The organism is Paenibacillus peoriae KCTC 3763 (genome assembly GCF_000236805.1).
Lineage (GTDB): Bacteria > Bacillota > Bacilli > Paenibacillales > Paenibacillaceae > Paenibacillus > Paenibacillus peoriae.
Genome location: NZ_AGFX01000029.1, coordinates 20,676 through 44,191, shown reverse-complemented (window position 1 = coordinate 44,191; position 23,516 = coordinate 20,676). Strand labels below are relative to the sequence as shown.

The 23,516-nt window shown below is 47.5% G+C and carries 23 protein-coding genes; 17 read left to right on the top strand and 6 right to left on the bottom strand.

Annotated elements, in window-relative coordinates:
- The first annotated feature begins 37 nt into the window (after positions 1 to 37).
- Positions 38 to 1,705, top strand: coding sequence for a CoA-disulfide reductase (locus KQI_RS0115395; RefSeq protein ID WP_010347698.1), 1,668 nt, complete (start codon positions 38 to 40; stop codon positions 1,703 to 1,705).
- Here KQI_RS0115395 and KQI_RS0115390 read toward each other — a convergent pair.
- Positions 1,690 to 2,058, bottom strand: a complete 369-nt coding sequence (locus KQI_RS0115390) for a VOC family protein (RefSeq protein ID WP_010347697.1) — start codon at positions 2,056 to 2,058, stop codon at positions 1,690 to 1,692. The genes KQI_RS0115395 and KQI_RS0115390 overlap by 16 nt on opposite strands.
- 143 nt (positions 2,059 to 2,201) lie before the next feature.
- Here KQI_RS0115390 and KQI_RS0115385 point away from each other — a divergent pair, with 143 nt between their 5' ends.
- The 7 genes from KQI_RS0115385 (at position 2,202) to KQI_RS0115355 (ending at position 8,407) form a co-directional block, all read left to right on the top strand.
- Entirely contained in the window at positions 2,202 to 2,531 is a 330-nt protein-coding gene (locus KQI_RS0115385) for a hypothetical protein (protein ID WP_010347696.1), read from the top strand.
- 267 nt (positions 2,532 to 2,798) lie between these two features.
- On the top strand, positions 2,799 to 2,921 hold the full coding sequence (locus tag KQI_RS29530; protein ID WP_010347695.1) for a hypothetical protein: 123 nt from the start codon (positions 2,799 to 2,801) through the stop codon (positions 2,919 to 2,921).
- A gap of 139 nt (positions 2,922 to 3,060) precedes the next feature.
- On the top strand, positions 3,061 to 3,369 hold the full coding sequence (locus tag KQI_RS0115375) for a LexA family transcriptional regulator (protein WP_010347694.1): 309 nt from the start codon (positions 3,061 to 3,063) through the stop codon (positions 3,367 to 3,369).
- Positions 3,370 to 4,126: 757 nt separating this feature from the next.
- Positions 4,127 to 5,629: an HD-GYP domain-containing protein gene (locus tag KQI_RS0115370; RefSeq protein WP_010347693.1), complete on the top strand. Its 1,503-nt coding sequence runs from the start codon at positions 4,127 to 4,129 to the stop codon at positions 5,627 to 5,629.
- A gap of 173 nt (positions 5,630 to 5,802) precedes the next feature.
- A complete protein-coding gene (locus KQI_RS0115365; protein WP_010347692.1) occupies positions 5,803 to 7,248 on the top strand; it encodes an ATP-binding protein in 1,446 nt (481 codons plus the stop codon).
- A gap of 49 nt (positions 7,249 to 7,297) precedes the next feature.
- Entirely contained in the window at positions 7,298 to 7,963 is a 666-nt protein-coding gene (locus tag KQI_RS0115360; RefSeq protein WP_010347691.1) for an NAD(P)H-binding protein, read from the top strand.
- 63 nt (positions 7,964 to 8,026) lie between these two features.
- Complete coding sequence (locus KQI_RS0115355; protein WP_007428554.1) at positions 8,027 to 8,407, top strand: RidA family protein; 381 nt, start codon at positions 8,027 to 8,029, stop codon at positions 8,405 to 8,407.
- 96 nt (positions 8,408 to 8,503) lie between these two features.
- On the opposite strand, the gene KQI_RS0115350 is transcribed toward KQI_RS0115355, so the two are convergent.
- Positions 8,504 to 9,259 carry a hypothetical protein gene (locus tag KQI_RS0115350; RefSeq protein WP_010347690.1) on the bottom strand — a complete coding sequence of 252 codons (756 nt, stop codon included), beginning with the start codon at positions 9,257 to 9,259 and terminating at the stop codon, positions 8,504 to 8,506.
- Positions 9,260 to 9,508: 249 nt separating this feature from the next.
- On the opposite strand from KQI_RS0115350, the gene KQI_RS0115345 reads away from it, so the two are divergent.
- The 3 genes from KQI_RS0115345 (at position 9,509) to KQI_RS0115335 (ending at position 12,563) form a co-directional block, all read left to right on the top strand.
- Positions 9,509 to 10,459: a bile acid:sodium symporter family protein gene (locus KQI_RS0115345; RefSeq protein ID WP_010347689.1), complete on the top strand. Its 951-nt coding sequence runs from the start codon at positions 9,509 to 9,511 to the stop codon at positions 10,457 to 10,459.
- 258 nt (positions 10,460 to 10,717) lie between these two features.
- On the top strand, positions 10,718 to 11,842 hold the full coding sequence (locus KQI_RS0115340; protein ID WP_010347688.1) for an NADH-dependent flavin oxidoreductase: 1,125 nt from the start codon (positions 10,718 to 10,720) through the stop codon (positions 11,840 to 11,842).
- Positions 11,843 to 11,975: 133 nt separating this feature from the next.
- Positions 11,976 to 12,563: a GNAT family N-acetyltransferase gene (locus tag KQI_RS0115335; RefSeq protein WP_010347687.1), complete on the top strand. Its 588-nt coding sequence runs from the start codon at positions 11,976 to 11,978 to the stop codon at positions 12,561 to 12,563.
- On the opposite strand, the gene KQI_RS0115330 is transcribed toward KQI_RS0115335, so the two are convergent.
- Positions 12,529 to 14,154 carry a response regulator gene (locus KQI_RS0115330; protein WP_010347686.1) on the bottom strand — a complete coding sequence of 542 codons (1,626 nt, stop codon included), beginning with the start codon at positions 14,152 to 14,154 and terminating at the stop codon, positions 12,529 to 12,531. The genes KQI_RS0115335 and KQI_RS0115330 overlap by 35 nt on opposite strands.
- Before the next feature lie 6 nt (positions 14,155 to 14,160).
- The gene (locus KQI_RS0115325) at positions 14,161 to 15,975 is read right to left on the bottom strand and encodes a sensor histidine kinase (RefSeq protein ID WP_010347685.1); all 1,815 of its coding nucleotides are present in this window, start codon (positions 15,973 to 15,975) and stop codon (positions 14,161 to 14,163) included.
- A gap of 207 nt (positions 15,976 to 16,182) precedes the next feature.
- Here KQI_RS0115325 and KQI_RS0115320 point away from each other — a divergent pair, with 207 nt between their 5' ends.
- The 3 genes from KQI_RS0115320 to KQI_RS0115310 all read left to right on the top strand — a co-directional run bounded on the left by KQI_RS0115320 (position 16,183) and on the right by KQI_RS0115310 (position 19,356).
- Positions 16,183 to 17,064: a carbohydrate ABC transporter permease gene (locus KQI_RS0115320; RefSeq protein ID WP_010347684.1), complete on the top strand. Its 882-nt coding sequence runs from the start codon at positions 16,183 to 16,185 to the stop codon at positions 17,062 to 17,064.
- Positions 17,065 to 17,901, top strand: a complete 837-nt coding sequence (locus tag KQI_RS0115315) for a carbohydrate ABC transporter permease (protein WP_010347682.1) — start codon at positions 17,065 to 17,067, stop codon at positions 17,899 to 17,901.
- A 156-nt stretch (positions 17,902 to 18,057) separates the two neighbouring features.
- Entirely contained in the window at positions 18,058 to 19,356 is a 1,299-nt protein-coding gene (locus KQI_RS0115310) for an ABC transporter substrate-binding protein (protein ID WP_010347681.1), read from the top strand.
- Positions 19,357 to 19,431: 75 nt separating this feature from the next.
- Here the strand turns inward: KQI_RS0115310 and KQI_RS0115305 are convergent, their stop codons facing one another.
- Entirely contained in the window at positions 19,432 to 20,325 is an 894-nt protein-coding gene (locus tag KQI_RS0115305) for an AraC family transcriptional regulator (RefSeq protein WP_010347680.1), read from the bottom strand.
- 156 nt (positions 20,326 to 20,481) lie between these two features.
- Between KQI_RS0115305 and KQI_RS0115300 the strand changes: the two genes are divergently transcribed.
- Together KQI_RS0115300 and csaA are read left to right on the top strand one after the other, a co-directional pair.
- Positions 20,482 to 21,399, top strand: a complete 918-nt coding sequence (locus KQI_RS0115300) for a DMT family transporter (protein WP_029390179.1) — start codon at positions 20,482 to 20,484, stop codon at positions 21,397 to 21,399.
- A 12-nt stretch (positions 21,400 to 21,411) separates the two neighbouring features.
- A complete protein-coding gene (csaA, locus tag KQI_RS0115295) occupies positions 21,412 to 21,744 on the top strand; it encodes a chaperone CsaA (protein WP_010347677.1) in 333 nt (110 codons plus the stop codon).
- 108 nt (positions 21,745 to 21,852) lie between these two features.
- On the opposite strand, the gene KQI_RS0115290 is transcribed toward csaA, so the two are convergent.
- Positions 21,853 to 22,392 (bottom strand): dihydrofolate reductase family protein, encoded by a 540-nt coding sequence (locus KQI_RS0115290; protein WP_010347676.1) that lies wholly within the window; start codon positions 22,390 to 22,392, stop codon positions 21,853 to 21,855.
- Positions 22,393 to 22,499: 107 nt separating this feature from the next.
- Between KQI_RS0115290 and KQI_RS0115285 the strand changes: the two genes are divergently transcribed.
- Positions 22,500 to 23,444 carry a helix-turn-helix transcriptional regulator gene (locus KQI_RS0115285; RefSeq protein WP_010347675.1) on the top strand — a complete coding sequence of 315 codons (945 nt, stop codon included), beginning with the start codon at positions 22,500 to 22,502 and terminating at the stop codon, positions 23,442 to 23,444.
- The last annotated feature ends 72 nt before the right edge of the window (positions 23,445 to 23,516 follow it).

Genomic DNA, 23,516 nt, shown 5'->3' with positions numbered 1-23,516 from the left:
ATATTATACCCTATAGGGTATATAAGGAGGCGAGGGAATGGGTAGAAAAATAGTTGTTATTGGCGGGGTAGCAGGTGGGGCTTCTACTGCGGCGAGATTACGCAGATGGAATGAGGAAGACGAGATTATTTTGTTTGAGCGCGGAGAGCATGTTTCTTTTGCGAACTGCGGTCTTCCTTACTATATTGGCGGGACGATTCAGACGCGTGAGAAGCTGTTTGTCCAGACACCCCAAGGGATTAGAGAACGCTTTAATATAGACGTGCGGGTACTGAACGAAGTGGTACAAATAGACCGCGAGCATAAGCTCGTCCGTTTCCGCGACGTAACGACAGGCGAGACGGGGGAGCAGCCGTATGACATTGTGGTATTGTCGCCGGGAGCCAAGCCGATGATCCCGGACATTCCCGGATTGCATGAAGCTGCGAATGTATTTACGCTAAGAAATATTCATGACACGGATGTCATTAAGACATATGTAGATGAAAGCCAGCCAAAACATGCCACGGTGATTGGTGGCGGATTTATCGGGCTGGAGATGGCCGACAATTTGCGGGAACGCGGCCTTGCGGTGACCCTTGTGGACATGGGACAGCAAGTCCTGAATCCGCTAGATCCTGAAATGGCCAAGCTGGTAGAGCAGCATATGAAGCTGAACGGGGTAGAAATACGTTTGGAGGAAGGAGTTGCGGCTTTTGAAGGCCAGGGTACACGGCTCCGTTTGACCTCCGGTGATATACTTCAGACAGACATGGTTATTCTGGCGATTGGTGTGGTTCCTGAAAATGAGCTGGCCAAGCAAAGCGGATTGGAGCTTGGTTTTCGCGGGGCGATTCAGGTTAACGCCCAGCTGCAAACCAGCGATCCGTCCATTTATGCGGTAGGGGATGCCATCCAGGTCAAAGACCGCAATCATGGGTTTGCAACCATGGTGCCGCTGGCTTGGGGAGCCAATCGGCAGGGGCGTTTGGCGGCAGATCACATTAATGGTCAGGCGATTTTCTATGATGGCGCGCTTGGAACATCCGTCATTAAGGTGTTTGCATTGACCGCAGCTGCTACAGGAAATAACGAAAAAACATTGTCGGGGCTGGGCGTTCCCTATACAGCGATTCATATTCATCCCGGTTCGCATGCAGGTTATTATCCCGGGGCATCGCCCATTGCGATCAAGCTGCTGTTTAATCCAGAGACTGGCGTGATTTACGGAGCCCAGACGGTTGGAGCCGATGGAGCAGATAAAAGGATTGATGTCATTGCGACAGCTATTCGTGGCAATCTGAATGTCCGTGAGCTGGCTGACCTTGAGCTTGCCTATGCGCCTCCTTATTCTTCGGCCAAGGATCCTGTGAATATGGCTGGTTACGTGGCTTCCAATATCATGGATGGGCTGGTCCAAACATTACAGTGGCATGAAGTTGACGATTTTCACCGCAATGGCGGTGTCATTATAGATGTCAGGGATAAAGTGGAGCTACAGGCTGGAGCCATTCCAGGTTCTATTCATATTCCCTTGCCTGAGCTTAGAGATCGGATGTCGGAAATCCCTCGTGATCGGGAGATCGCTGTATCTTGCCAGGTCGGTTTACGCGGCTATATCGCGGCCAGAATTTTGGCTCAATCCGGTTATTCGGTAAGAAACGTTGATGGCGGCTACAAGACGTATTCGGTCATGGCTGCTGAACGTGCTCATCTCTTGAAATAGTTCATTACCCATTCAATCTGATTCAGGTGATCCGTTACTTGGCCATGCAGCGCACCAAAGAAGGTATCCTGCAGTTCCACGGTGATCGTCCCTTTTTCGGCAAATGCGTGGTAAGCGTTCTTAAGCTCCTCCTCACTCTCACAGTCGAGAATGATTTGTACATGCTGTGCTTTCAGCGGCTTACCGTAGGAATCGGAAAAATGAATATGACTGTTACCGAGATGCAACTCAGCGTGTAAAAGCTTGCCTTCATGCTTATTCAGCACTTTGATTGTTCCACCTAATACGGATTGATAATAATCAACCGTCTGCTGTACGTCGTTTACAATGATATAAGGGCTTGCACTTCTCATGGGATCATTTCCTTTCATGTCTTTGATAGAGGACTTCTACTACTATATATTATTTACGTTGTCCGTGGGAATTACCCCTTCTCTAATCAAAAATGGCTTGGTTCACTGTGTGACGTCTGTTACAATAGAAGAGACATTTATGAATGGATAGAAAAGAGGTTGAACAGGTGGGCACTTCAATGATTTGGGAAGCGGCTTTATATTGGATAATCCTGGTGGTCTCCGCACTGTGTGTGATCGCAGTATCGGGTAGCCGAAAGACGGCAAGCACGATTATTTTGGCGCCCGTTGTTTTATTTTGTACCATATTTATGATGCAGGGCTCGATGTTGAATACAATGAAGCACCCGACGATGGGGGCGAATGTCGGTTTGGGTATGGCATTTCTGACAACATGGGTAGTCAGCGGAATATTGTTTGCCGTAGCGCTTGTGATTGCTTTTATTAGATATAGCAAGAGGAGTAAGGCGTAATTCAGCCTTAGAACCTCAGATGAATAAAGGCTTTCGGTGATATGCCGAAGGCTTTTTTTGTATTCCTTTTTTATCGGTGGGATGTCTAAGCCAAGTTTATCTGCGTCTTCTCACGAGCAAAACAATGATCAGAATGACGATAATGAGATCAATAGAACTCAGGCAGATATTTTATGTCGCGAATTTGGTAAAAATAGAGTGGAAGGCCAAAAAGAGGTTTACACTCTTGGCTGGAAAGTGTATACATAAAGTAAGGAGGCGATTGCCATGAGTGATCGTGCATTTCATTTGTTTTATATTATTTCCCTGACGGTTCTGGCACTGGGAAGCGTTGGGGGAATCGTCTGGTGGCTGCGTTCTGTCGCCCGTGAGGAGAAGGAAAAAAATTGAACTTGGCATGGGCATACAAGCCCAAATGCATCTTCCAGTAGGAGGGTGCATTTTTATGTGTTATAATGAGAACATATGTTCTTTATGATCATCATCCCGGTCAATGGCTGGCCGGGAACCTGGAAAGGGAGGAAAGAAGATGCTACCTGATTTGGAACGAAAGCTGTTACGTATTTTGTATAATTATTTTGCCCAGCATCGCCATATGCCGACGATGACGGAATTAACTATTAAAACGGGCAAGCGAGACACTGAAATTACAGCCGCCTTGCGACATATGGAACAAGAGCGCTATATTACATGGGAAAATAACACAGGTACCCAACATGTAATTTTACTGGAAGGATGGGAGCGGCCTTCGGTCCATAGGCGTACTCCAATGGAGACAGGTCGTTCCAATACACCAACGACACCGCCGGACAATACAGAATATTGGACGAATTATTAGCAGGTGAAGGGTTAACAAAATTCACAGATATTTTTAACTGGAAAATTAATGAGTTTTTAAGGTGCATATCATTTAATTTTAAGAAAGCGAGACTATAATGACCGTATTAACCCCTTTTTGATCAAGCTATAGGCCCTGCCGATGTATCGGCAGGGCCACTTTTTTGTTCATGCACAGACTCAAGTGGTGAATCAAATACACCTATATTAATGAAAAATATCAATTAAAAATCCTCCGGGGATCATCCGGAGGATTGGGTGCAGCCTAGTAGACTGCATGGCCTGATCAAACTTCATCGTTTGACGGCATAATATATATTCAACCCCTGCTGCCTAGCATAATATGGTCAGCATGTTCATAAGGGGCAGTCTGATTCCACTGTTCATTTTCCAAACGACAAAAGCCCTACCTCTCTTTCGTCCTTGCGGCTCCGATGACCGCGCCAGTGTGAATGTGAAAATCTTTTGGCAAAAGCTCAAAATTCTACATTAGGGTTATACATAAAATTTGGAGAAGCTCCATGCGGTATTAGGAGTGTAGCTTGTTGCGCGGAATCCTATGGGGTTAATACATACTTTAACAGTATAGCAAGAATGATTCTAAAACACAAGGGGTCTTTTTGGTAATCACGAAAACCGCGTATCATCGGATATGTGGTTGTTTTGTTGGCAAAGAAGGTTAACTTTTGACGATTGGACTCCGATATTGAATAAACAAGATATTATATGAGCGTACGGATGAAAAGAGGGGTAGCAATTTGCCGATCTATAAGCGCTTTATTCAGCATGTTATCCTGAACTATGTTATAGGTTCGTTTACCGCTGTATTATTGGTAGGTGCGATTTTCGTATTTTCCACGTTAAATGTAGCCTGGTATGAATTTCACGGACTTGCGAAAATTATTGTAATTTCAAGTGTCATTATGATTGCTTGTGAAGTCATGGCGTTCCGGATGCATTTGAAACCGGTTCGTCGTTTTTTTTACAGCGAATCAACAACATTCAAGGATGCAGAAGCGGTGTATGTACGAATTCACCATCTGCCTAATTTGTCGGTTTTACGTATTATTGGGCCGCATTTGTTGGGGTTTTCCATCCCGGCAGCAGGTATGGCCCTATGGATGATACATACCGGACAGCTTACCTTTCCTTTTTATTATGTAGGAATTGCTTGTATAGGAGCTTGTCTGGTTGCTTCCATGCACGCGCTGGTTGAATTTTTCCTGACGATGAGAGCGATCCGGCCGTTGCTTGAGGAGCTGCAGGAACAGACCCATCAGCAATATGGTCTGAATCTGTCACTGCGGGGGCGTGTGCTGTTATCGCTCCGTCATAAGTTCCAACTGAGCGCGACGTTGATTGGTGCTTTTCCGCTGTTTTTATTTTGTCTAGCTACACAGATTCGGTTGGAGCGATCGGAGGCGACGCATTCCAGCTCCTACTGGCTATGGGCGGGGACGATTTTAATTTTTGGTGTGGCCTTTGCCTATCTGGGAGGAAGGCTGCTGACCCGTGAGATCGAGCAGCCAATCCATCACCTGCTGGAGAAAATGAACGAAGTAAAGGAAGGCCGATTGAACAGTAATGCCAGCGACCTGTATTCCGACGAATTTGCGGAGCTGATCGAGGGCTTTAACATGATGATCGAGGGCCTCAAGGAGCGGGAAGAAAAGAACGGTCAGCTATTGGACAGTTATTTTGCTACCCTGGCGGCGGCACTGGATGCGCGGGATGCCTATACCGCGGGACATTCTTTGCGTGTGGCGGAGTACTCTGTACTCATTGGGCGAAAGGGTGGCTTGAACGAAACGGATCTCGACTTGTTGCGTAAAACAGCCTTACTGCATGATATCGGTAAAATCGGCGTGCCTGATGCTGTATTGCTCAAGGATGGCAAGCTGACGGACGAGGAATTTGACCAGATTAAAATGCACCCTGTCATGGGAGAAAGCATTCTCCGCCGGGTCGAGCCAGCTGATGCGATGGCCCCTTATTTGCCCGGCGTGCGTTCGCACCACGAGCGTTATGACGGCAAGGGATACCCTGACCAGCTCTCCGGTAAAGATATCCCGCTTTTTGGACGGATTATTGCCGTAGCAGATGCATTTGATGCGATGACGTCGGATCGTCCATACCGTAAGGGTATGAAGGAGGAGAGGGCGGTTATGATATTGGAGGAAGGAAAAGGGAGTCAGTGGGACCCTTATATTGCCGAATTATTTGTCAAGGAATGGCGCCGGAATAATGGCATCATAAGCTAAAATATGAGATACCTCTACAAGGGCGAGCCGCTGCGGTTCGCTTTTTTTATGCACCCATGGAGTGTCTTTGGGACATGTCGAAAGATGAAGCTTCATGTTATGATTACAAGAAAGGCAAAGGCGGTTAGCATAGGCGTGGCATCCAATTTTTTGTGCTATGGGAGTGTGAGTCCATGCAATTTTCAATAGTGTTTGTAATCAATTTGGGGATGCTGATAGCTGTTGCCTATGTGGCAAACGTGATTTATAAATATGGCTTGAGTCGTACCTCTTCACGGTTCAAATATATCAGCTCAGTACTGCTGGTGGTATTTGGCGGATGGATCAGTTCTTGCTTTGGTTTTAATTTTAGTGAGACGGTGATCTTTGATCTGCGCTTCGTTCCGTTGATTATTGCGGCGTTGGTATATCCGCGTTCCTATACGCTTATTATCATTGGGGTAGCGATCGGACTTACGAGATTTACCTTCGGCTTGAATATGGCGGCGTGGGTTGGCTTCCTGAATATGAGTATTCTGGGCGTGCTGTGCGCTGGATTGAACTATTGGATGCGTCGGTCCACCTGGCGTCTGATTATTAAGGCGTCGGTGACCATTTTAGCAGTTAATATCGTCAATACGATAAATATTGCCTTCCTCGGCGTTATTCCCTGGCACTATTATGTAGCGGAAGTTGTTCCTCTTACACTGCCTATCGGCGTGGTCCTCAGCTTTTTGTTTGCTCTGATTTTGCGTGATTTTCAGATGGAGCAACTGCGCAATTCTCAGATTAAACAGGCGAATCAGCTGCTATCGAAGCAGCGCAATGAGTTGCAGGAGGCGAAGGTTGTTTTGGAGGAACGTGCCAGGCAGCTCATGATGGCCTCTCAATATAAATCGGATTTTATGGCAACGATGTCGCATGAGCTGCGTACACCTCTGAACAGCATTATTAATCTGGCGCAGATCATCAACGAGCAGGGGAAGGAACTGGATGAGGACGAGCTATCCCTGTATAGCGAGCTGATCTATGCCTCAGGGCATGATTTGCTCCAATTGATCAATGACATTCTGGATCTGTCCAAGGTCGAGGCCGGGCGCATGGAAATTGTAAATGAACCGATTAATGTACGCGAGATTGCGCAGGTGATGATGATGCATTTTGAAGTCACTGCCAAGGAAAAAAATCTTGAATTCAGCCTGAAGGCACATGAAAATATACCGGATGAAATTCGGTCTGATCCCAAACGTGTACAGCAAATTTTGCGTAATCTATTGTCCAACGCCTTTAAGTTTACTCATGAAGGACGTGTATTGCTGGAAATCAGCACACAGCATCTGGATCGAAAGGGACAGGAGGGGGATTGGGTTGTCATTGCGGTGAAAGATACAGGTATCGGTATTTCAGAGCCTCAGCAGCATATTATTTTTGAAGCATTTCAGCAAGCGAACGGTTCCATTAATCGCAAATATGGAGGAACCGGGTTGGGGCTGTCCATTAGCCGCGATTTTTCGCGCTTGCTGGGCGGTTTGATCCGTCTGGAGAGTGAGGAAGGTAAGGGAAGCACGTTTTCCCTATACTTGCCGATGTGTCCGTCCGAAAGCAAGCAGGCAAACGAACAGCCGTTTCAATTAACCTGATGCATCATGGCAGGAGCAGGAGCGTTAGGGTGGAGAAAGGAGGTCTATCATGGAACGTAAAGCGGTCGTTGTAGGGGCAACGGGGCTTGTCGGGGGATATGTTGTGCGGGAGCTGCTGGTACAAAAGGAGTATAACCGCGTCATGGTTATAGGCAGAAGTCTGCTACAAATCAAGCATCCCAAGCTTGAGCAGACACTCATCGACTGGGAGCAGCCGCAGAAGGCGGCGTTCGCCTTTGAAGGGGCTGATGATGTTGTTTGCTGTCTTGGGACGACGATGAAAAAAGCTGGCTCCAGGGAGCAGTTTCGCAGGGTGGATCTGGACTACCCGGTTCTGGCTGCCCGCTTGGGCAAAGAAGCAGGTGCAATGCAAATGCTCGCTATTTCTGCAATGGGTGCCGACCCGGATTCACGTGTGTTTTACAACCGTACCAAAGGAGAGGCGGAAGAGGCACTTGCCGCTATTGGATTGCCGGCGCTCCATTTGTTCCGTCCGTCGCTCATTTTGGGTGCGAGGCCAGAACGACGTTTTGGCGAAGCCGCTGCAACAGTTGTCATGAAGGCACTGGATGGCATGATGACGGGCAAGCTCGCTCCTTACCGTGCCATCCCGGCTTCGGTCATCGCACGAGCCATGGTACGAATTGCCCTCGCGCAGGCGAGCGGCGTACATATTTATCCGAATGATATCATTCGGGTTATCGGTGCGGAATAGTGGCATTACACTTCCCGTGCTATAATACGGTAAACCAGTATCAGGAAGGAGAATCCAACAGATATGAAGAAAACAATTGCAACTGAAAAAGCACCCGGTGCTATCGGCCCTTATAGTCAAGCGGTAGAGGCGGGCGGGTTTATTTACACCTCAGGACAGCTTGGACTGAATCCGGCGACAGGTGAGTTCGGTAAAGACGTACAGGAGCAGGCGCGCCTGTCCCTGAGCAACGTACAAGCCATTCTGGAAGCGGCAGGCAGCAGCATGAACCAGGTTGTGAAAGCGACTGTATTCCTGAAGGATATGAACGATTTTGTCAGCGTCAATGAAGTGTACAGCTCTTTCTTCGAGCAACCGTATCCGGCTCGCAGTGCGGTGGAGGTAGCCCGTCTGCCTAAGGATGCACTGGTGGAGATTGAAGTCATTGCATGGAAGGGCGAATAGGTCCAATATTCTCGTTAGAATAAAAATGACAAGCCAAACGGGCGCCTCTGCAATAGGGGCACCCGTTTGCACTTGTTAGTGAATGATCCTAATTCCTTAATCCCGATCACGGTTGCGGGCCAAGAATAGCCATAGCGCGTACACCAGAATAATTGCCGCCAAGATCCATGCAGCCAGCCGTATCTTCTCATGGTCTGGATGCTCGATGGCGATGGCGACGTAGGCCCATACGAATACCAGGGGATAAATGCTGTCACGATAAGGGAAGCTGACTATGATGGCTAATGCGGTGCCTATGAGCAGGAGGATGATTGCCCATGTAGTTTCATGGAGTCTCCAGCCGCTCCATTCATTTTTTTTCAGGGCAACCGCGATGATGATCATGGTAGCAACGGACACCCAACCGAGATTCAGGCTGAATGGCAGCTTGACAAACCACATTTCCCCGCGAGTTGGTTGTGGCGTGCGGGTACGTACGTATACGACGCTTAGGGAGAGCAGGTACAAAATCATGACGATGACGCACAGCTCTACATATATATACTGCCACAGGAAAATCCAGATGATGTTGAAGAGACAGCTTAGAATAAAGAAAATACCGATGGATTGAACACTTGTCTTGGCCTGCCCTGTAGGTGTGGCTTGATACACGACAAAGCAGGCGAGCAGCAGGTAGATAAGCGACCAGATAGAAAAGGCATAGCCTGCTGGTGTTGTCAAGGTTGGATACATATTGGATACAGCAGCAGTGCTCCTATCGCCGATGGGAAGCGTAGAAGCCAAGATATTAACGACGATAACAGCGATGAATGCAAGGATATTCCACCATGTATACGGATGGCTTCGCGACATAGAGATATTCCCTCCTAAACGAGTGACGAACAAAAATGACCGACTAGTCACCATCTTCTATTACGAATATACCCACTTTGCTACCAAATATGTCCTAGCGGGAAAAGTTGCAAAAACCATATTTATGAAAAGTTTTATGTATATGTAGTCATAAATGTAGTACAATGATAAAAATTTTAAGCACTATATAATCTGAATCGACAATTTACATGATGTGCCAACGACGTAAGAAGTAAGGAGACAAGAAGGATGAACGGTTTGGAGAAAGTAGGGAAATTTGTCGGAGGAACCTTTTCCATCTGGGTACTTTTATTTGCATGTCTGGGATTTTTCTTTCCTGCGGCGTTTATAGGGTTGAAAGGATACATACAGCTATTTCTTGGCATCGTCATGTTCGGCATGGGACTGACCTTATCCTCGGCTGATTTCCGTGAAGTATTCCGGCGTCCGGTGGATGTGGCTATTGGTGTAGTCGGGCATTATCTGATTATGCCGTTTCTCGCGTATGTGTTGGCGCTAGTATTGCAGCTGCCACCGGATATTGCGGTGGGAGTTATTCTGGTAGGTTGTTGCCCAAGTGGAACTGCGTCCAACGTAATGACTCTTTTATCAAAGGGTGACGTGGCGCTCGGCGTGTCGATTGCTTCAGTGTCGACGCTGATTGCTCCGCTGGCGACCCCGGCCATGATTAGCCTCCTAGCCGGGCGCTGGATGAATATAGACGCCAAGTCGCTGATTATGGATATTCTGATCGTGGTTATCGTACCGATTGTGCTGGGCGTTATCGTCAAATCGCTATTCCGCAAACAGGCGGATGCGAGTGTCAAGGCACTGCCGCTTGTATCGACGCTGGCGATTGTACTGATCGTGGCCATTGTGGTTGCAGGCAGCAAGGGCAAGATTTTGGAAACCGGCCCGATTATTTTTGCGGTAGTCATTTTGCATAATGGCATCGGGTTCCTGCTCGGGTACTGGTTTGCCAAGCTGTTCGGCATGAATCTTTCCAAACGTAAAGCCGTTACATTGGAAACGGGGATGCAAAATTCAGGATTGGGCGCTGCGCTCGCAGCCGCTCATTTTAATCCGATTGCTGCTGTACCGAGCGCGATTTTCAGTGTGTGGCACAATATTTCCGGCTCACTGCTCGCCACCTGGTTTTCCCGCCGGGAGGAGAAGAATAGCTTAGGTGGGAGCAATTAAGCTACTTGTCATAAGTTGCTCGTCACAAACTACTGTCGCTGGCTTGTGACAGTGGCTAAGGTCCAGGTTTCCGGACATTTAAGGAAGGTCAGAAAGGTTGGATTTGACTTTATAAAAGCGAATCATTATACTGTGGTTATTATAACCACTGTATTAAAGTAAGCAACAGTATACAAGCTTTGTTATGGAAGTAAAGTAATATCGAATTCATATTCGATTGCCCATCTGACTTGACTTAAACTGAAGGAGAGAGAACGAATGAACCCGAAATATAACCCTTTATTTGATGCTTTTACCCTGCCATCTGGCGTTACGTTGAAAAACCGGATCACGATGGCTCCTATGACTAATTTTGCTTCCCATGAAAATGGCGAGGTCAGTGATCAGGAGCTGGCGTACTACCGTGAACGTTCTGGCGGGGTGGGCGCAGTTATTACGGCCTGCGTGTATGTAACTCCAGACGGCAAGGGCTTCGTGAATGAGTTTGGTGCGGACAAGGACGACATGATTCCGAGCCTGCGTCGTCTGGCTGACACGATTCATGGGGAGGGTGCGAAAGCGATCCTGCAAATTTACCATGGCGGTCGCCTGTGTCCACCGGATCAAATTCCGGACGGACAGCCAATCAGTGCAAGCGCAGTAGCCGAGGAAAAAGAAGGCGCACCTGTGCCGCGTGAAATGACATCCGAGGATATTCACCGTGTCATCCGCGCCTATGGCGAAGCGACTCGCCGCGCGATTGAAGCGGGTTATGACGGTGTGGAGCTTCACGGCGCGAACGGTTATCTGGTGCAGCAGTTCTTCTCCCCGCATTCCAACATTCGTACCGATGAGTGGGGAGGAAGCCTTGAAAAACGTATGGCCTTCCCGCTGGCGATTGTCCATGAGGTGAAAAAAGTGATCGCCGCGCATGCGAAGCAACCATTCATCTTCGGCTATCGGTTGTCTCCTGAAGAAGGACACACGCCTGGCATCACGCTGGACGACACGATGGTGCTCGTAGATCGTTTGGCAGATGAAGGGCTGGATTACCTGCACATTTCCGTCAACCATTTCTTCGGCGGTTCGTTCCGTGACCGCAGCGACGAACGGTCACGTACTGTTCTCATTCATGAGAAAGTTGGAAATCGCGTGCCGATTATGGGAGTTGGGTCGCTGAATACACCGAACGAGGCGCTTGCAGCGCTGGAGACAGGTGTACCGCTTGTTTCGCTCGGACGTCCGCTTTTGATGGAGCCGCAATGGGTTCAGAAGGTGGAAAACGGCACAGAAGATACCATTCGTACGGCATTGTCCAAGCAAGCCCAACAGGAGCTGGTCATTCCGGACTACCTGTGGGGGGCGTTGACGACGGTTCCTGGCTGGTTGCCTGTTACGGATTAAATTTTGGATAATGGATTAAATTTTGAATAGATGGGAGATACCCTGGGTTGCTTGTATACACCCGGGGTATTTTCCTGTTCTGTATTCCATGACTACAAAGCATATCAATAACAGAGAAAGAAGGAAGCTGGAAATGTTACATAAAGCCAATGGCTTGGCTTCGATAAAGCCCACCCATCCCGGGCTGCATATTCGGCTTTTACAAGTAGATGATGCAGAACGATTATTGGAAATCAGACGTGAAAATTTTGATTTTTTCAAGCCGTTTGAGCCGGAACGAGCTGAGGCTTACTTTACGCTGGAAGAACAGGCACGTCTGATTTCCGTCGGTCTTGAGACTGCACAAGCGGGACAAGGATATACGTTTGGACTTTTTCTGCCGGAAAATGATAAGCTGATCGGCAGAATGGAGCTGTCGGGCATAGCGAGAGGCCCTTTTCAAAACGCGAATCTGGGTTACTTTGTAGACCCTGCATATCACGGACAAGGCTATGCCACCTCCGCCGTGAAAGATATTGTACGTTATGCCTTGAGTGAACTGGGATTGCATCGTATTCAGGCCGGGGTCATGCCAAGGAATACGCCGTCTATTCGAGTGATGGAAAAAGGCGGATTCCGCCAAGAAGGGCTGGCACTACACTATTTGAAGATTAATGGTGTCTGGGAAGATCATGTGCTGTACGCGATTACGGCTGAAGATTTGCAGCATGGCGTTTTCTGAATTCGCCAGGCGTGACCCCCTCCAGTTTTTTGAATACCTTGCCAAAATATTTTTCATCCTGATACCCGACCATACCAGCTATATGATGAAGTCGCAGCTTGTCATTCAGCAGCAGCAGCTTCGCCTTGTCCATCCTGATCCGGCACAGATAGTCGGACAGATTCACGCCGTATTCCTGCTTGAATTTGCGAGAGATATATTCCCGGCTGAGGTAAAAACGGCTCGCCATATCCTGTAGAGAAATATCCTCGTCGTAGTGGGCATCCAGATAGCGGGCAATATTATGGATCGTCGGGTTATTGGGACTATGGCTTGGTGTAAGCGCCTGACCGGCTGCCAGCATTCGGTTTTCGATCTGCTTGCTCCATAAGGGCAGGGATAGCAGACCACGATTGTCGATGGGCAGGGCAGGAATGGAGCCTGCTCCATCGGTCAGTTCCTCGCCTTCGGTATCTCCGGGTCTGTCATTCAGCCAACGGGCCAGCATCCAATCCAACTCCTGATTCCAGCTGGCAAGCTGCTCCACCGTAACCGAAGGCAGCTCGGCAACAGCTGCTATCCAGCGGCCTACCGTTGCAGCTACACGACTGGCATTGCAGCTAAGCGCGCTAAGTCGCAGCTCCTCTTCCATCTCGGGCAGCCGGGGGAGACGCACGGACTGTCGTGCAAGAGAGCTAGGATGCAGCCAATCGGTGGCCTGCAACACATCTCTCTTCCACAATGCTTGCCGGGCCTCGTGGTAGGCTGTAACAGCCGCCGCGGGAAAGGCGCCGAAAGAGCCAACTCCGATATGCATATGGCAGCGCAATGCTGTTCTGATCCCTGCATGGATATCCTGCAGGAGCTGCGGCCAACGGGAAGGCTCGCCCCAATACAGCAAAATAATTTCGTCCATACGCTCCAGATGGCGGAATGCAATGCCGGTTTGGGAGGCCATGAGAAACTCATTGCAGATGTTAATCAGGGAAAAGCCCAGCAGCGGACGCCGCGTTTTGTATTTATCCAGCATATCGGCATCCAGTTGAGCAATGCTCATCACGGCTGCATTGCACATTTGAATCACTGCGGGAAGACCTAGCTCCTCGCGCAAGGGCGTGATGGAAAGAGTGGTGTTCGTCGTACCGGACACCAGCTCAGTCAAGAGCTTATCCGCATAGTGCGGCCTCATCCGGTTTACTTTAATGGCCTGTAGCGTCTGCCTGCGCCGATCTTGCTCCGCTGTTCGCCAGGCCTTAGTGGCTTTGGATAGAGCCTCGTTAATCTCTACCGGGTCTACAGGCTTGAGAATATAGTCCATGCCTCCCCGGCGGATGGCCTGTCGGACCAAATTAAAATCGTCATAGCCGCTTACCACTACGACTCTGGTCGCGGGGGAATGGAGCTGAATCCACTCCATCAGGGCTACTCCATCTTTGCCGGGCATCCGCATATCTGTGAGTACAACAGGTGGGGAAAGGGCGGTGATAACCTCAATCGCCTGATCGCCCGACTCGGCTTCGATCACCTCGGTCACGCCGCAAGCCTCCCAATGTACAAGCATCCGAATGGCATGGCGCACATGCTTTTCATCATCCACAATCAGGACCTTCATAACAGATCACTCTCCCTTAATATGAATTCCGGTATGAGCTTCGGTACGAATTTCGAGTGTATAACGAACGCCATGAGGCAAAACATTGTCTACAGACAAGGTATTAGAACCGTCCTCCGAGTGAAGCTGAATACGCAATAGAACATTGCGGAGTCCAATGGAATCCTGTTCGCTGGTGTTCGGCTCCTCGTAGGCTTTGAGCGGACGTTTCAGCATATGCTGAAGCTGCTCCAACTCGCCCTGCGGAATGGATGCTCCGTTATTTTCCACTTTAATTCTTACCATTCCTTCGTGAATTCGGCAGCCTGTAATGTGAATTTTACCAGGACCCAGCCGGGGATCAGCACCGTGTTTGAAGTAGTTTTCGACGAGCGGCTGGAGAATCATTTTAGGCACAGGGTCATTCAGCACCTCATCATCCCACTGGTAAGTCACCTCTAATTGCTCCCCAAAGCGTTCTTTTTGCAAATCAAGATATTGCCTTACATGCTCGGCCTCCTCCTTGAGTGTAACGACTGTATGATCCCGCATGTTATAGCGCAGCATTTTGGCGAGGGAGGAAAGCAGAGAGTAGATTCGCGGCACCTCATGCTGCAGAGCCAGCGTTCCAATAGACTGTAGCGTATTATATAAAAAGTGAGGATTAATCTGTGCTTGAAGCGCTTTCAATTGGTGTGTCTTGTTTGCCAGCTCCAACTTATATTCCCGCAAAATGAGGTTGTTGATGGTATCCATCATCTGTCTGAAGCTGCGTGACAGCACGCCGATCTCATCGTTGCTCATGGCCCGAATGCCTACATCGAGTTGACCCGACTGGATCTGGTTGATGTAGCGAGTCAGTCGCTTAATGGGCTCCGTAATTTTGATGGAAATCCATAGCGTGGCGACAATGACAAGCAGCAACGCCGTGCTTGCAATAACTACATTGATCTGGGTCAGGCGAGTGGCCCGTAAATAAAGCGTTCGATTGGGGATTTTCTTAACGAGCGTCCAGCCTGACAGGCTGGCATCCAGCTTGCCGTACACGTGTAGCGCCGTATCATCCTCGATTACTCCGTGCCCGCCTTCATTAGAAATTCGATTGAGCAGGCCGGATTCCTTCCAGCGTGTTCCAATTGCTGCTTCATTTCCGCTATATATGATCGTACCGTGCCGATCGACCAGGAACAGCTCTTCTGTATCCGCATTATACAATTGACGGCAAATGCTGCGTAGCGGCTCCAGACGAACATCTATGGCCAGTACTCCAAGCGTCTCTGAGGAAGGAATGTTCCGAATCGCCCGATGGAGTGTAAATACCTGCCGCTGTGTGTCGTGCTCTGCATAGGAAACCGCCGAAAAGCCGTACAAATGCTTTTTATGCGATGGCTGTATGAATAATCCTGAGGAACCGTAATGAACAGAGCCGGGGAAGGCCTCTATCCGGAATTCCCGAAGAGGGACCGTGCTGGTAATCAGGGTAGATTGCGCTGCCTGAAAAGAGTGCAAATACACCTGATCGATGCCTGGTGAAGCATTCAGCATCGTCTGTAGTGTCGTGTAAATTTCGGCGACAGCCCGGTAATCATCGGGAATTTTGGCCAGATTGCGCAGAAAGTGAGGGTCATTATAGACCCCGATGGATGCCCGATTCAATCCCTGCAAGTAGTTATCCAAATTCGTGATTCCCTGAAAAATAAGCCGTTCATTTTCTTGTGTGGCCTGCTCTCCCAGAGATTGCTTGGTGAGAAGGAAGGTCATGGTCATCGATAGCAGCAGCGGCAGGGTGACTGCAATGAGCAGAAACCAGATCAGACGGGAACGAATGCTATGAAATTTCATACAGATGGCTCCTTTCACGATTCAAGACAAGCCAGAGGTCAATAATTTCCCCCTAATGGTTCACGATCTTGCGTGTTCTCCAGAGCGCTTATTCGACATAATGAAGATGTGAACCGCCAGTCATACGGTCAAAGCGTCCATGCTACTTGCTGGGAAAACCGTAGGAGCGTTCCAGACACCAACAGACAACAAAAGGGGGGGATCGGTTTGAACCGCGCCAAGTCGTCGCAATGGCTCCAGCAATGGATTTTTGTAGGGCCGTCGACGTTATTTTTCGTTATCATTATTGTAATCCCTTTCATCCTGGGAATGTACTATTCTTTTACAGAGTGGAATGGGGTTGCCAATCAGGCGAAGTGGGTCGGGTTGGATAATTTCAATCACATTTTATGGGATGATGATAAATTTAGGACAGCGTTCTGGTTTACGATCCGTTTTACGGTGATTGGAGTGGTGGCTGCGAATGTTTTGGGTTTTCTGCTGGCGTATTTTCTAACCAAGCCGCTAAAAACGAAAAATGTGCTAAGGACTATTTTTTTCATGCCTAATGTGATCGGAGGGCTGCTGCTCGGCTTTATCTGGCAGTTTATTTTCGTCAAGGGGTTTGCCGCGATTGGGGAAAGTACGGGTTGGTCTTTCTTTAATCTATCCTGGCTGGGAGACGAGATTACGGCCTTTTGGGGCATTGTGATCGTGTTTATCTGGCAAACTGCTGGGTATTTGATGGTCATTTATATTTCTTCCCTGACCAATGTGCCTCGGGAGATGCTGGAAGCGGCCGAAATTGACGGAGCGAGCCGGATGCAAATATTAAGGTCGATTATATTGCCATTGATCATGCCTGCCGTTACCGTATGTCTTTTCCTGGCGATATCATGGTCGTTTAAAATGTTCGATCTTAATTTGTCATTGACCAAGGGCGGGCCCTTCGGGTCTACGGAGTCGGTGGCACTCAATATTTATAATGAAGCGTTTGTGAATAATCGCTATGGATTGGGGACGGCCAAAGCACTCATTTTCTTTATTATAGTTGCGCTTGTTACGAGCCTTCAGGTGCGCCTGACGAAAAGCCGGGAGGTGGAGGCGTAAATGGAAACAAGCAAGCGCTACCGTTTTGGAACATGGACGACTGAGCTGGTCATGATTCTCGTCGCTTTGTTATTCCTCGTTCCGTTTTACTTTTTGTTCGTGAATTCGGTCAAAAGCTTTGGTGACCTGCTCACCGATTCCGCGGCCTGGCCACAAACTTTTGTATGGAGCAACTATGCCAGGGCGTGGAGCATTACGCGTTTTCCCGAAGCCTTATGGAATTCGCTTGTCGTGACGGTGGCCAGCAATTTGCTGCTGGTGCTCATCAGCTCAATGGCTGCTTACCGGATGGTTCGGCATCCGACGCGTTATAACCGGGTATTATTCAGCCTGTTCGTGGCTGCGATGGTCATTCCTTTTCAATCGGTGATGATCCCCTTGGTCAAAGTCGTTAGTACGCTGGACTTGATGAACAGCATTGGTGGCCTGGTGATCTGCTATCTGGGCTTCGGGGCGCCTATGTCCATTTTCCTTTTTCACGGGTTTGTCAAAGGTGTACCCATCGAGGTAGAGGAGGCGGCAACGGTGGATGGCTGTACGCCTTACGGCGTGTTTTTCCGCATTGTGTATCCGTTGATGCTGCCGATGATGGTGACGGTGATTATTTTAAATACGCTCTGGATCTGGAATGACTATCTCCTGCCGTCCCTGGTGCTGCAAAAGGCTGAACTGCGCACGATTCCGATCGCTACCTATGCCTTTTTCGGACAATACACGAAGCAGTGGGATTTGGCATTGCCCGCATTGGTACTGGGCATTTTGCCGGTCATCGTATTCTTTCTGGCCATGCAAAAATATATTATTCAAGGCATTATGGCTGGTTCGGTCAAAGGCTGAGTGTGGGATGAACTGAAAATATTCATGTTGTGCCACTCCGCAAACGGAGGGTACTTACCATCGCTGTTGCCTCCAGATTCCCCTGAATAAACAAATAAAGGTGGGAATTTTTCGAGTTCATCTTATTTGAAATTTAATATAGAAAGGAACATGTATATGAAAACACGTTCTTTTAAAAAGAAATCCCAGGCGCTGGTTCTGCTTTTCGCTGCCTTTGCGCTGGTTTTGGCAGGTTGCAACAGCAGTGGCAGCGAACAAAATGCAGGCAAAGCGGAAGTGAAGGAAAAGACGGTTCATATTTTCCAATTCAAGGTGGAGATTGCAGAAGCGCTAAATCGCATGAAGACGGAATATGAAGCATCTCATCCGGGAATCAAGCTCGATATTCAGACGGTGGGCGGGGGTAGTGACTATGGGGCTGCGCTAAAGGCCAAGTTCGCATCTGGCGAACAGCCGGATATTTTTAACGTCGGAGGCTACCGTGAGCTGGATACGTGGCTGGAATATCTGGAGGACCTGTCCGATCAGCCTTGGGTCGGTGATGTGGTCGATGTGGCCAAGGAGCCGATGACCAAAGACGGCAAGTTGTACGGTCAGCCGATGAACCTGGAGGGGTACGGGTTTATTTATAACAAGGATTTGTTCAAGAAGGCGGGGATCACCGAGACCCCTAAAACACTGTCCGAGCTGGAGGGAGCCGCTCAAAAGCTGCAAGCCGCAGGGATTACTCCTTTTTCGAATGGATATCAGGAGTTTTGGGTGCTGGGCAATCATTTGCTGAACGTGGCATTTGCCAATCAGCCGGACCCGGCAGCCTTCATTAAGGGATTGAATGATGGAACCGCGAAAATTCCGGGCAATGCTGTATTCGCCGAGTGGATGAAGCTGTTCGATCTGACGCTCAAGTATGGCAATGCGAAGCCGCTGACGACGGATTATAATACCCAGGTAACGAATTTTGCCACTGGCAAGGCAGCGATGATGCAGCAGGGGAACTGGACGCAGGTCCAAATTGACGGGATTAATCCGAAGCTGAATCTGGGTATTCTGCCTATGCCGATTGGTGAGGACGCAACCGCTGGAGATAAGCTATTTGTAGGTGTCGCCAACAACTGGGTGGTTAATAAAAATTCTGCTGTTAAAGCCGAGGCCAAGGAATTCTTAAACTGGATGGTGACATCCGAGCAGGGCAAACAGTATATTACGAAGGAGTTCAAATTCATTCCGGCATTCAAAAGCATCAAAGGGGCCGAGGCCGATATGGGCCAATTGGGTGCCGAAGTAGTGAAATATAGCCAGGAGAACAAGCTGCTGGGCTGGTTCTTCAACCGCTACCCTGAAGGAGCGCAGCAGGAATTCGGGAGTCAAATGCAAGCCTATGTGGCAGGCAAGTCGGATGCCGCAAAGCTGCTGGAGGATTTCCAGAGCACGTGGGATAATCTAAAAAGCAAATAGCTGGAACGAAACCGGGGACTCATGCAATCCATGTTCTGTTGCCTGTCGAAGTTAACTCGACAGGCTTTATTTATGTTAATCATTGATTTTATTTCTAAATTTCCGAAAATTGTTGGGTGTTATATGATGATGTTTTTTAAAAGACTGAATGAAGTGATTTACATGATTGAAACCAACTCTGCGGGCTATTTCGGTTATTGTATAATCTGTTGAAACTAATAGTTCGCTGCCTTTCTTGATACGGTACTTAATTAAGTAGTCGTAAGGTGTCATATGAATGGTTCTCTTAAAGCTGCGAGTGCATTCCGAAACACTTAGATGCGCTGCATCAGCAATCTCTTGCAGTGTTATATTATTGGGGTGGTTCTGATGGATGAAGCTGAGCATTAATTGAAGTCTTTCTTGTTGCAGCTTTAAGTATTTAGGTGCTTCCTCAGAAGAAAGCGAAATGTTGGAAATTAAGGTGAACCATAATTGTACAGTTTTGATCGAAACCTCATATTCCCATCCCCAGTTTTTTTGGGTATCAAATCTATTTTTCATATCCCAAAGCATGTCCAGTACTTTACTTTGCCATTCAACATCCCCCTTGATTACTAGTGACAACAAGAGAGAGTTTGTAAAAGGCAGTACATAATTTTTTTCCATCGCACTATCTGCATAAAAGGCCAGTAGCTTCTCAGGAAAATTAAAACTCACGTATTGACCGTTATGTGTCAGGTGTGTAGTAACATGCAGGACCCCCTTATTAATTAAAATGGCCTGACCTGTTTCTAATTCATGATTAATCCCATTAACTTGTATAACTAGTTTTCCTTTCGTAACCAAAGTGATTTGTAGTTCTTCATGCCAATGTAAATCGTTAAACCCTCTACCTTCAGGAGTACTTTCATGAATAGTATGGGTGTACATAATGTATGGAAATGAAGCATCCGGATAGAAAATAGTCTCGTGCAATGGTTTAGACATGATAGAAGTCCTTTCCGATGGCGATATTGCTATATAATTCAATGATATTATTGCACAAAAAAAGGAGGAGTGGTGATATTATTATATCCGATCTTTCATTTATCAAACTGTCTTGTGCACAGACAGTTTGATAAAACATCTTGGAGGCATAATAAGGTGAAAATAAAGAAATCAAAGTTAGCGTTTCATCCGTATATTTTACTTTTTATCAGCATATTATCTGTTTCTGTCTCTTCCATCATGATTAAATCTTCGGATACTCCCACCTCAGTGGCTGGAATGTACCGATTGTACATGGCAGTAGTCATTATGCTTCCTTTTGTACCCTGGAAAACGGTACGATCCTTGCGATTAGGTAAAAAAGATTGGGGTACCATTTTTTTAGCTGGCCTGTTTCTCGGGTTACACTTCTTATGTTGGATGGAATCATTGGTGTATACCTCTGTTGCAAGCTCGATGGTCATTTTAGCATTACAACCTTTGTTTGTAATGGTTGGTTCATACTTCATGTTCAATGAACGCTCCAATATATTAACAATTCTTTGTTTGATAGCTGCCCTTTTCGGTTCAATAATCATCGCTTGGGGAGACATAGGGATTTCAAGGGAAGCGTTAATAGGTGATGGATTATCTTTACTAGGAACAATCTTCATTTCAGCATATATGTTGGCAGGACAAAAGGTCAGTCATAAAATAGGGACCAATTTGTACAGTGTTATTGTTTTCTTTATTGGCGGGAGCATCATGTTGGTCTATAGCTTGTTAAATCATTATTCAGTGACAGAATATGACTCTGTTGATTGGACATATTTCTTTTTACTTGCAGTAATCCCAACCATTTTTGGACAATATATTTTTAATCAGTTATTAAAGTCTTTGGGCGCAACCACTGTTTCTGTAGGTATTATTGGGGAACCTGTCCTCGCTATCATCCTTGCCTATTTATTTTTGGGTGAAACAACCTCTATATTTCAATTCATAGGAGGGTTTATGACACTCTTGGGTATGGGAGGATTTTTCTGGACAAAATCTATGAACTATACAGCTGCTAAAAATACAGTAGCTAAGAATTAAGGAGAATTCTAAATGGCAACGATTGAGGATTTTTTGAAACTGGATATTCGTGTTGGAACCATTGTTAAGGCTGAGTTTTTCGCAAAAGCAAAAATACCAGCTATCAAACTTGAGATTGATTTTGGACAAGAGATCGGAATTAAAACGTCTAGTGCACAAATCACCAAACGATATGTAGCTGAAGAAATAATTGGGAAACAAGTCATTGGGGTGGTCAACTTCCCCCCGCGACGTATAGCCGGATTTAATTCAGAGGTATTGGTTCTTGGCGGGCTGCCGGATAAAGGGGACGTGGTTCTCTTAAAACCAGATGTTAAGCTGCCTGATGGAACATCGATTGGATGATAGTACTGAAGTTGCAATAGAGTCCTCGTATTCCAGGGAGAGATATGGTCCTGAAATACGAGGGCTTTTCTATTAATAGAATGATATAACTATAAAACCTGCACTTGCTTATACAAGATAATGCAACATAACCAGATCCCCGCGACGCTCTATTTCTTCAAGCTTGAACGTACTTGGCAGCATGCCTTCCGGGAATAGCGGTATTCCCTGCCCAAGCACTTTGGGAATGATCGTAATGATCGCCTGATTCAGCAGTCCCTCTTGGATGAAGGCTTGAACTAACTGGCCGCCACCCACCAGCCATACCGCTCCTTCCGCTTGCTCCTGCAGACGCGGAACAAGCTCAGTCAGAGCCTCGTCCGTAAACGTAACATGCGGTGCTTGCTCATGCTCCCTTAATGACCGGGTGAGTACATAACAAGGCTTGCCAGCGTAGGGGAAATCATCGGAGAGTTTTAATACCTCTTCATACGTCAGCCTGCCCATCAGTACCGTGCCTACAGTGTCGTAAAAGTCGGCATATCCATTGTCGCCACCATCCCCTTTGACATCAAACAACCAGTCCACCGAACCATCCGGCAGCGCAATATACCCGTCAAGACTCACGGCAATATACAATACGACTTCGTTGGATTTTATAGCATCCATGGTTCATCACTCCTTTCTATCACCTATGTTACAATATATTTATGACATACTTTGTCGTAGTTGAATCGATCATTTGAAATGAACATCTATATTCAAAGGAGTACGGTATGAACGAACGCAGAATCGCACTTATGAGAATACTGGATTCCCGAAAAAAATATACGGCACGTGAGCTGGCCGAGCGGTTTGGTGTCTCCGTCAGGACGATTCAAAGAGACCTCGACTATTTGCAGCAGACTGGGCTGCCTCTCTATACCGAAACCGGACCTCATGGAGGCTATCGGGCACTTCCCAATCGACTTCTTCCTCCCCTTCATCTTGCCCGCGATGAGGCATTTGGTCTTTTTCTCATGCTGCAGCTGCTGGAAAACATCCCAGATGTCCCTTTCGGATCGGTGCGGGAGCATCTGTCCGAGCATTATTATGCCGAGCTTCCACAGGATGTGAGGGATAGTATTGATCAATTCAAGGATTATATCGCTTTTCGGATGGTGCCGACTTACGCAGAGTCTCCCTATACCTCGCTCATTTTGGAGGCTGCGCTGAATAAACGCCGGGTGAACATGCTTTACCGCTCCGCTTCCGGGGACAAATGGACTGAAGTATATCCGGTGGGACTCTATTTTGATCACGGATATTGGTACATGCCTGCGCACAGCCGAGATCGGATCATTTTGTACCGCTCCGATAGAGTGATTACAATGACCATACTGGAAGACACCTTATCCAGCCTTCCCACCCTTAAGGAATGGTTGACTGCGGAGGATTCGCGTACAGGGATTCCGTCCAAAATAAAATTTACCTCGTTTGGTGTCCGGATGGCCCAATCAGATCCGCTCTTCCAAAATATTTCCGATGAGAAATGGCGGGGTCAGGAATGGCAAGGGCATATTCCGGCCGAAGAGTTTAGATATGTATCCAGGCTCCTGTTGAAATACGGGCCGGAGGCCGAGGTCATATATCCGAAAGAACTGCGTATGCAAGTCAAACGGCTGCTGCAAGACAGTCTGAATCCTTATCAGAAGGATGACAAGGCCGACCAAGAAGGATAAGTTCCTTAATCGTTAATTACATGAATATTTAAGGTTATGAATGGATGGCAGCTCACATTTATTTTTGTGATA

Coding starts and splice junctions, on each gene's coding strand:
- KQI_RS0115375 (WP_010347694.1), top strand. CDS start 3,061: ATGCTACCTGATTTGGAACGAAAGCTGTTACGTATTTTGTATAATTAT.
- KQI_RS0115305 (WP_010347680.1), bottom strand. CDS start 20,325: ATGTCTAAACCATTGCACGAGACTATTTTCTATCCGGATGCTTCATTT.
- KQI_RS29530 (WP_010347695.1), top strand. CDS start 2,799: ATGAGTGATCGTGCATTTCATTTGTTTTATATTATTTCCCTGACGGTT.
- KQI_RS0115335 (WP_010347687.1), top strand. CDS start 11,976: ATGTTACATAAAGCCAATGGCTTGGCTTCGATAAAGCCCACCCATCCC.
- KQI_RS0115340 (WP_010347688.1), top strand. CDS start 10,718: ATGAACCCGAAATATAACCCTTTATTTGATGCTTTTACCCTGCCATCT.
- KQI_RS0115290 (WP_010347676.1), bottom strand. CDS start 22,392: ATGGATGCTATAAAATCCAACGAAGTCGTATTGTATATTGCCGTGAGT.
- KQI_RS0115285 (WP_010347675.1), top strand. CDS start 22,500: ATGAACGAACGCAGAATCGCACTTATGAGAATACTGGATTCCCGAAAA.
- KQI_RS0115385 (WP_010347696.1), top strand. CDS start 2,202: ATGGATAGAAAAGAGGTTGAACAGGTGGGCACTTCAATGATTTGGGAA.
- csaA (WP_010347677.1), top strand. CDS start 21,412: ATGGCAACGATTGAGGATTTTTTGAAACTGGATATTCGTGTTGGAACC.
- KQI_RS0115325 (WP_010347685.1), bottom strand. CDS start 15,975: ATGAAATTTCATAGCATTCGTTCCCGTCTGATCTGGTTTCTGCTCATT.
- KQI_RS0115330 (WP_010347686.1), bottom strand. CDS start 14,154: ATGAAGGTCCTGATTGTGGATGATGAAAAGCATGTGCGCCATGCCATT.
- KQI_RS0115360 (WP_010347691.1), top strand. CDS start 7,298: ATGGAACGTAAAGCGGTCGTTGTAGGGGCAACGGGGCTTGTCGGGGGA.
- KQI_RS0115350 (WP_010347690.1), bottom strand. CDS start 9,259: ATGTCGCGAAGCCATCCGTATACATGGTGGAATATCCTTGCATTCATC.
- KQI_RS0115390 (WP_010347697.1), bottom strand. CDS start 2,058: ATGAGAAGTGCAAGCCCTTATATCATTGTAAACGACGTACAGCAGACG.
- KQI_RS0115315 (WP_010347682.1), top strand. CDS start 17,065: ATGGAAACAAGCAAGCGCTACCGTTTTGGAACATGGACGACTGAGCTG.
- KQI_RS0115395 (WP_010347698.1), top strand. CDS start 38: ATGGGTAGAAAAATAGTTGTTATTGGCGGGGTAGCAGGTGGGGCTTCT.
- KQI_RS0115345 (WP_010347689.1), top strand. CDS start 9,509: ATGAACGGTTTGGAGAAAGTAGGGAAATTTGTCGGAGGAACCTTTTCC.
- KQI_RS0115355 (WP_007428554.1), top strand. CDS start 8,027: ATGAAGAAAACAATTGCAACTGAAAAAGCACCCGGTGCTATCGGCCCT.
- KQI_RS0115365 (WP_010347692.1), top strand. CDS start 5,803: ATGCAATTTTCAATAGTGTTTGTAATCAATTTGGGGATGCTGATAGCT.
- KQI_RS0115310 (WP_010347681.1), top strand. CDS start 18,058: ATGAAAACACGTTCTTTTAAAAAGAAATCCCAGGCGCTGGTTCTGCTT.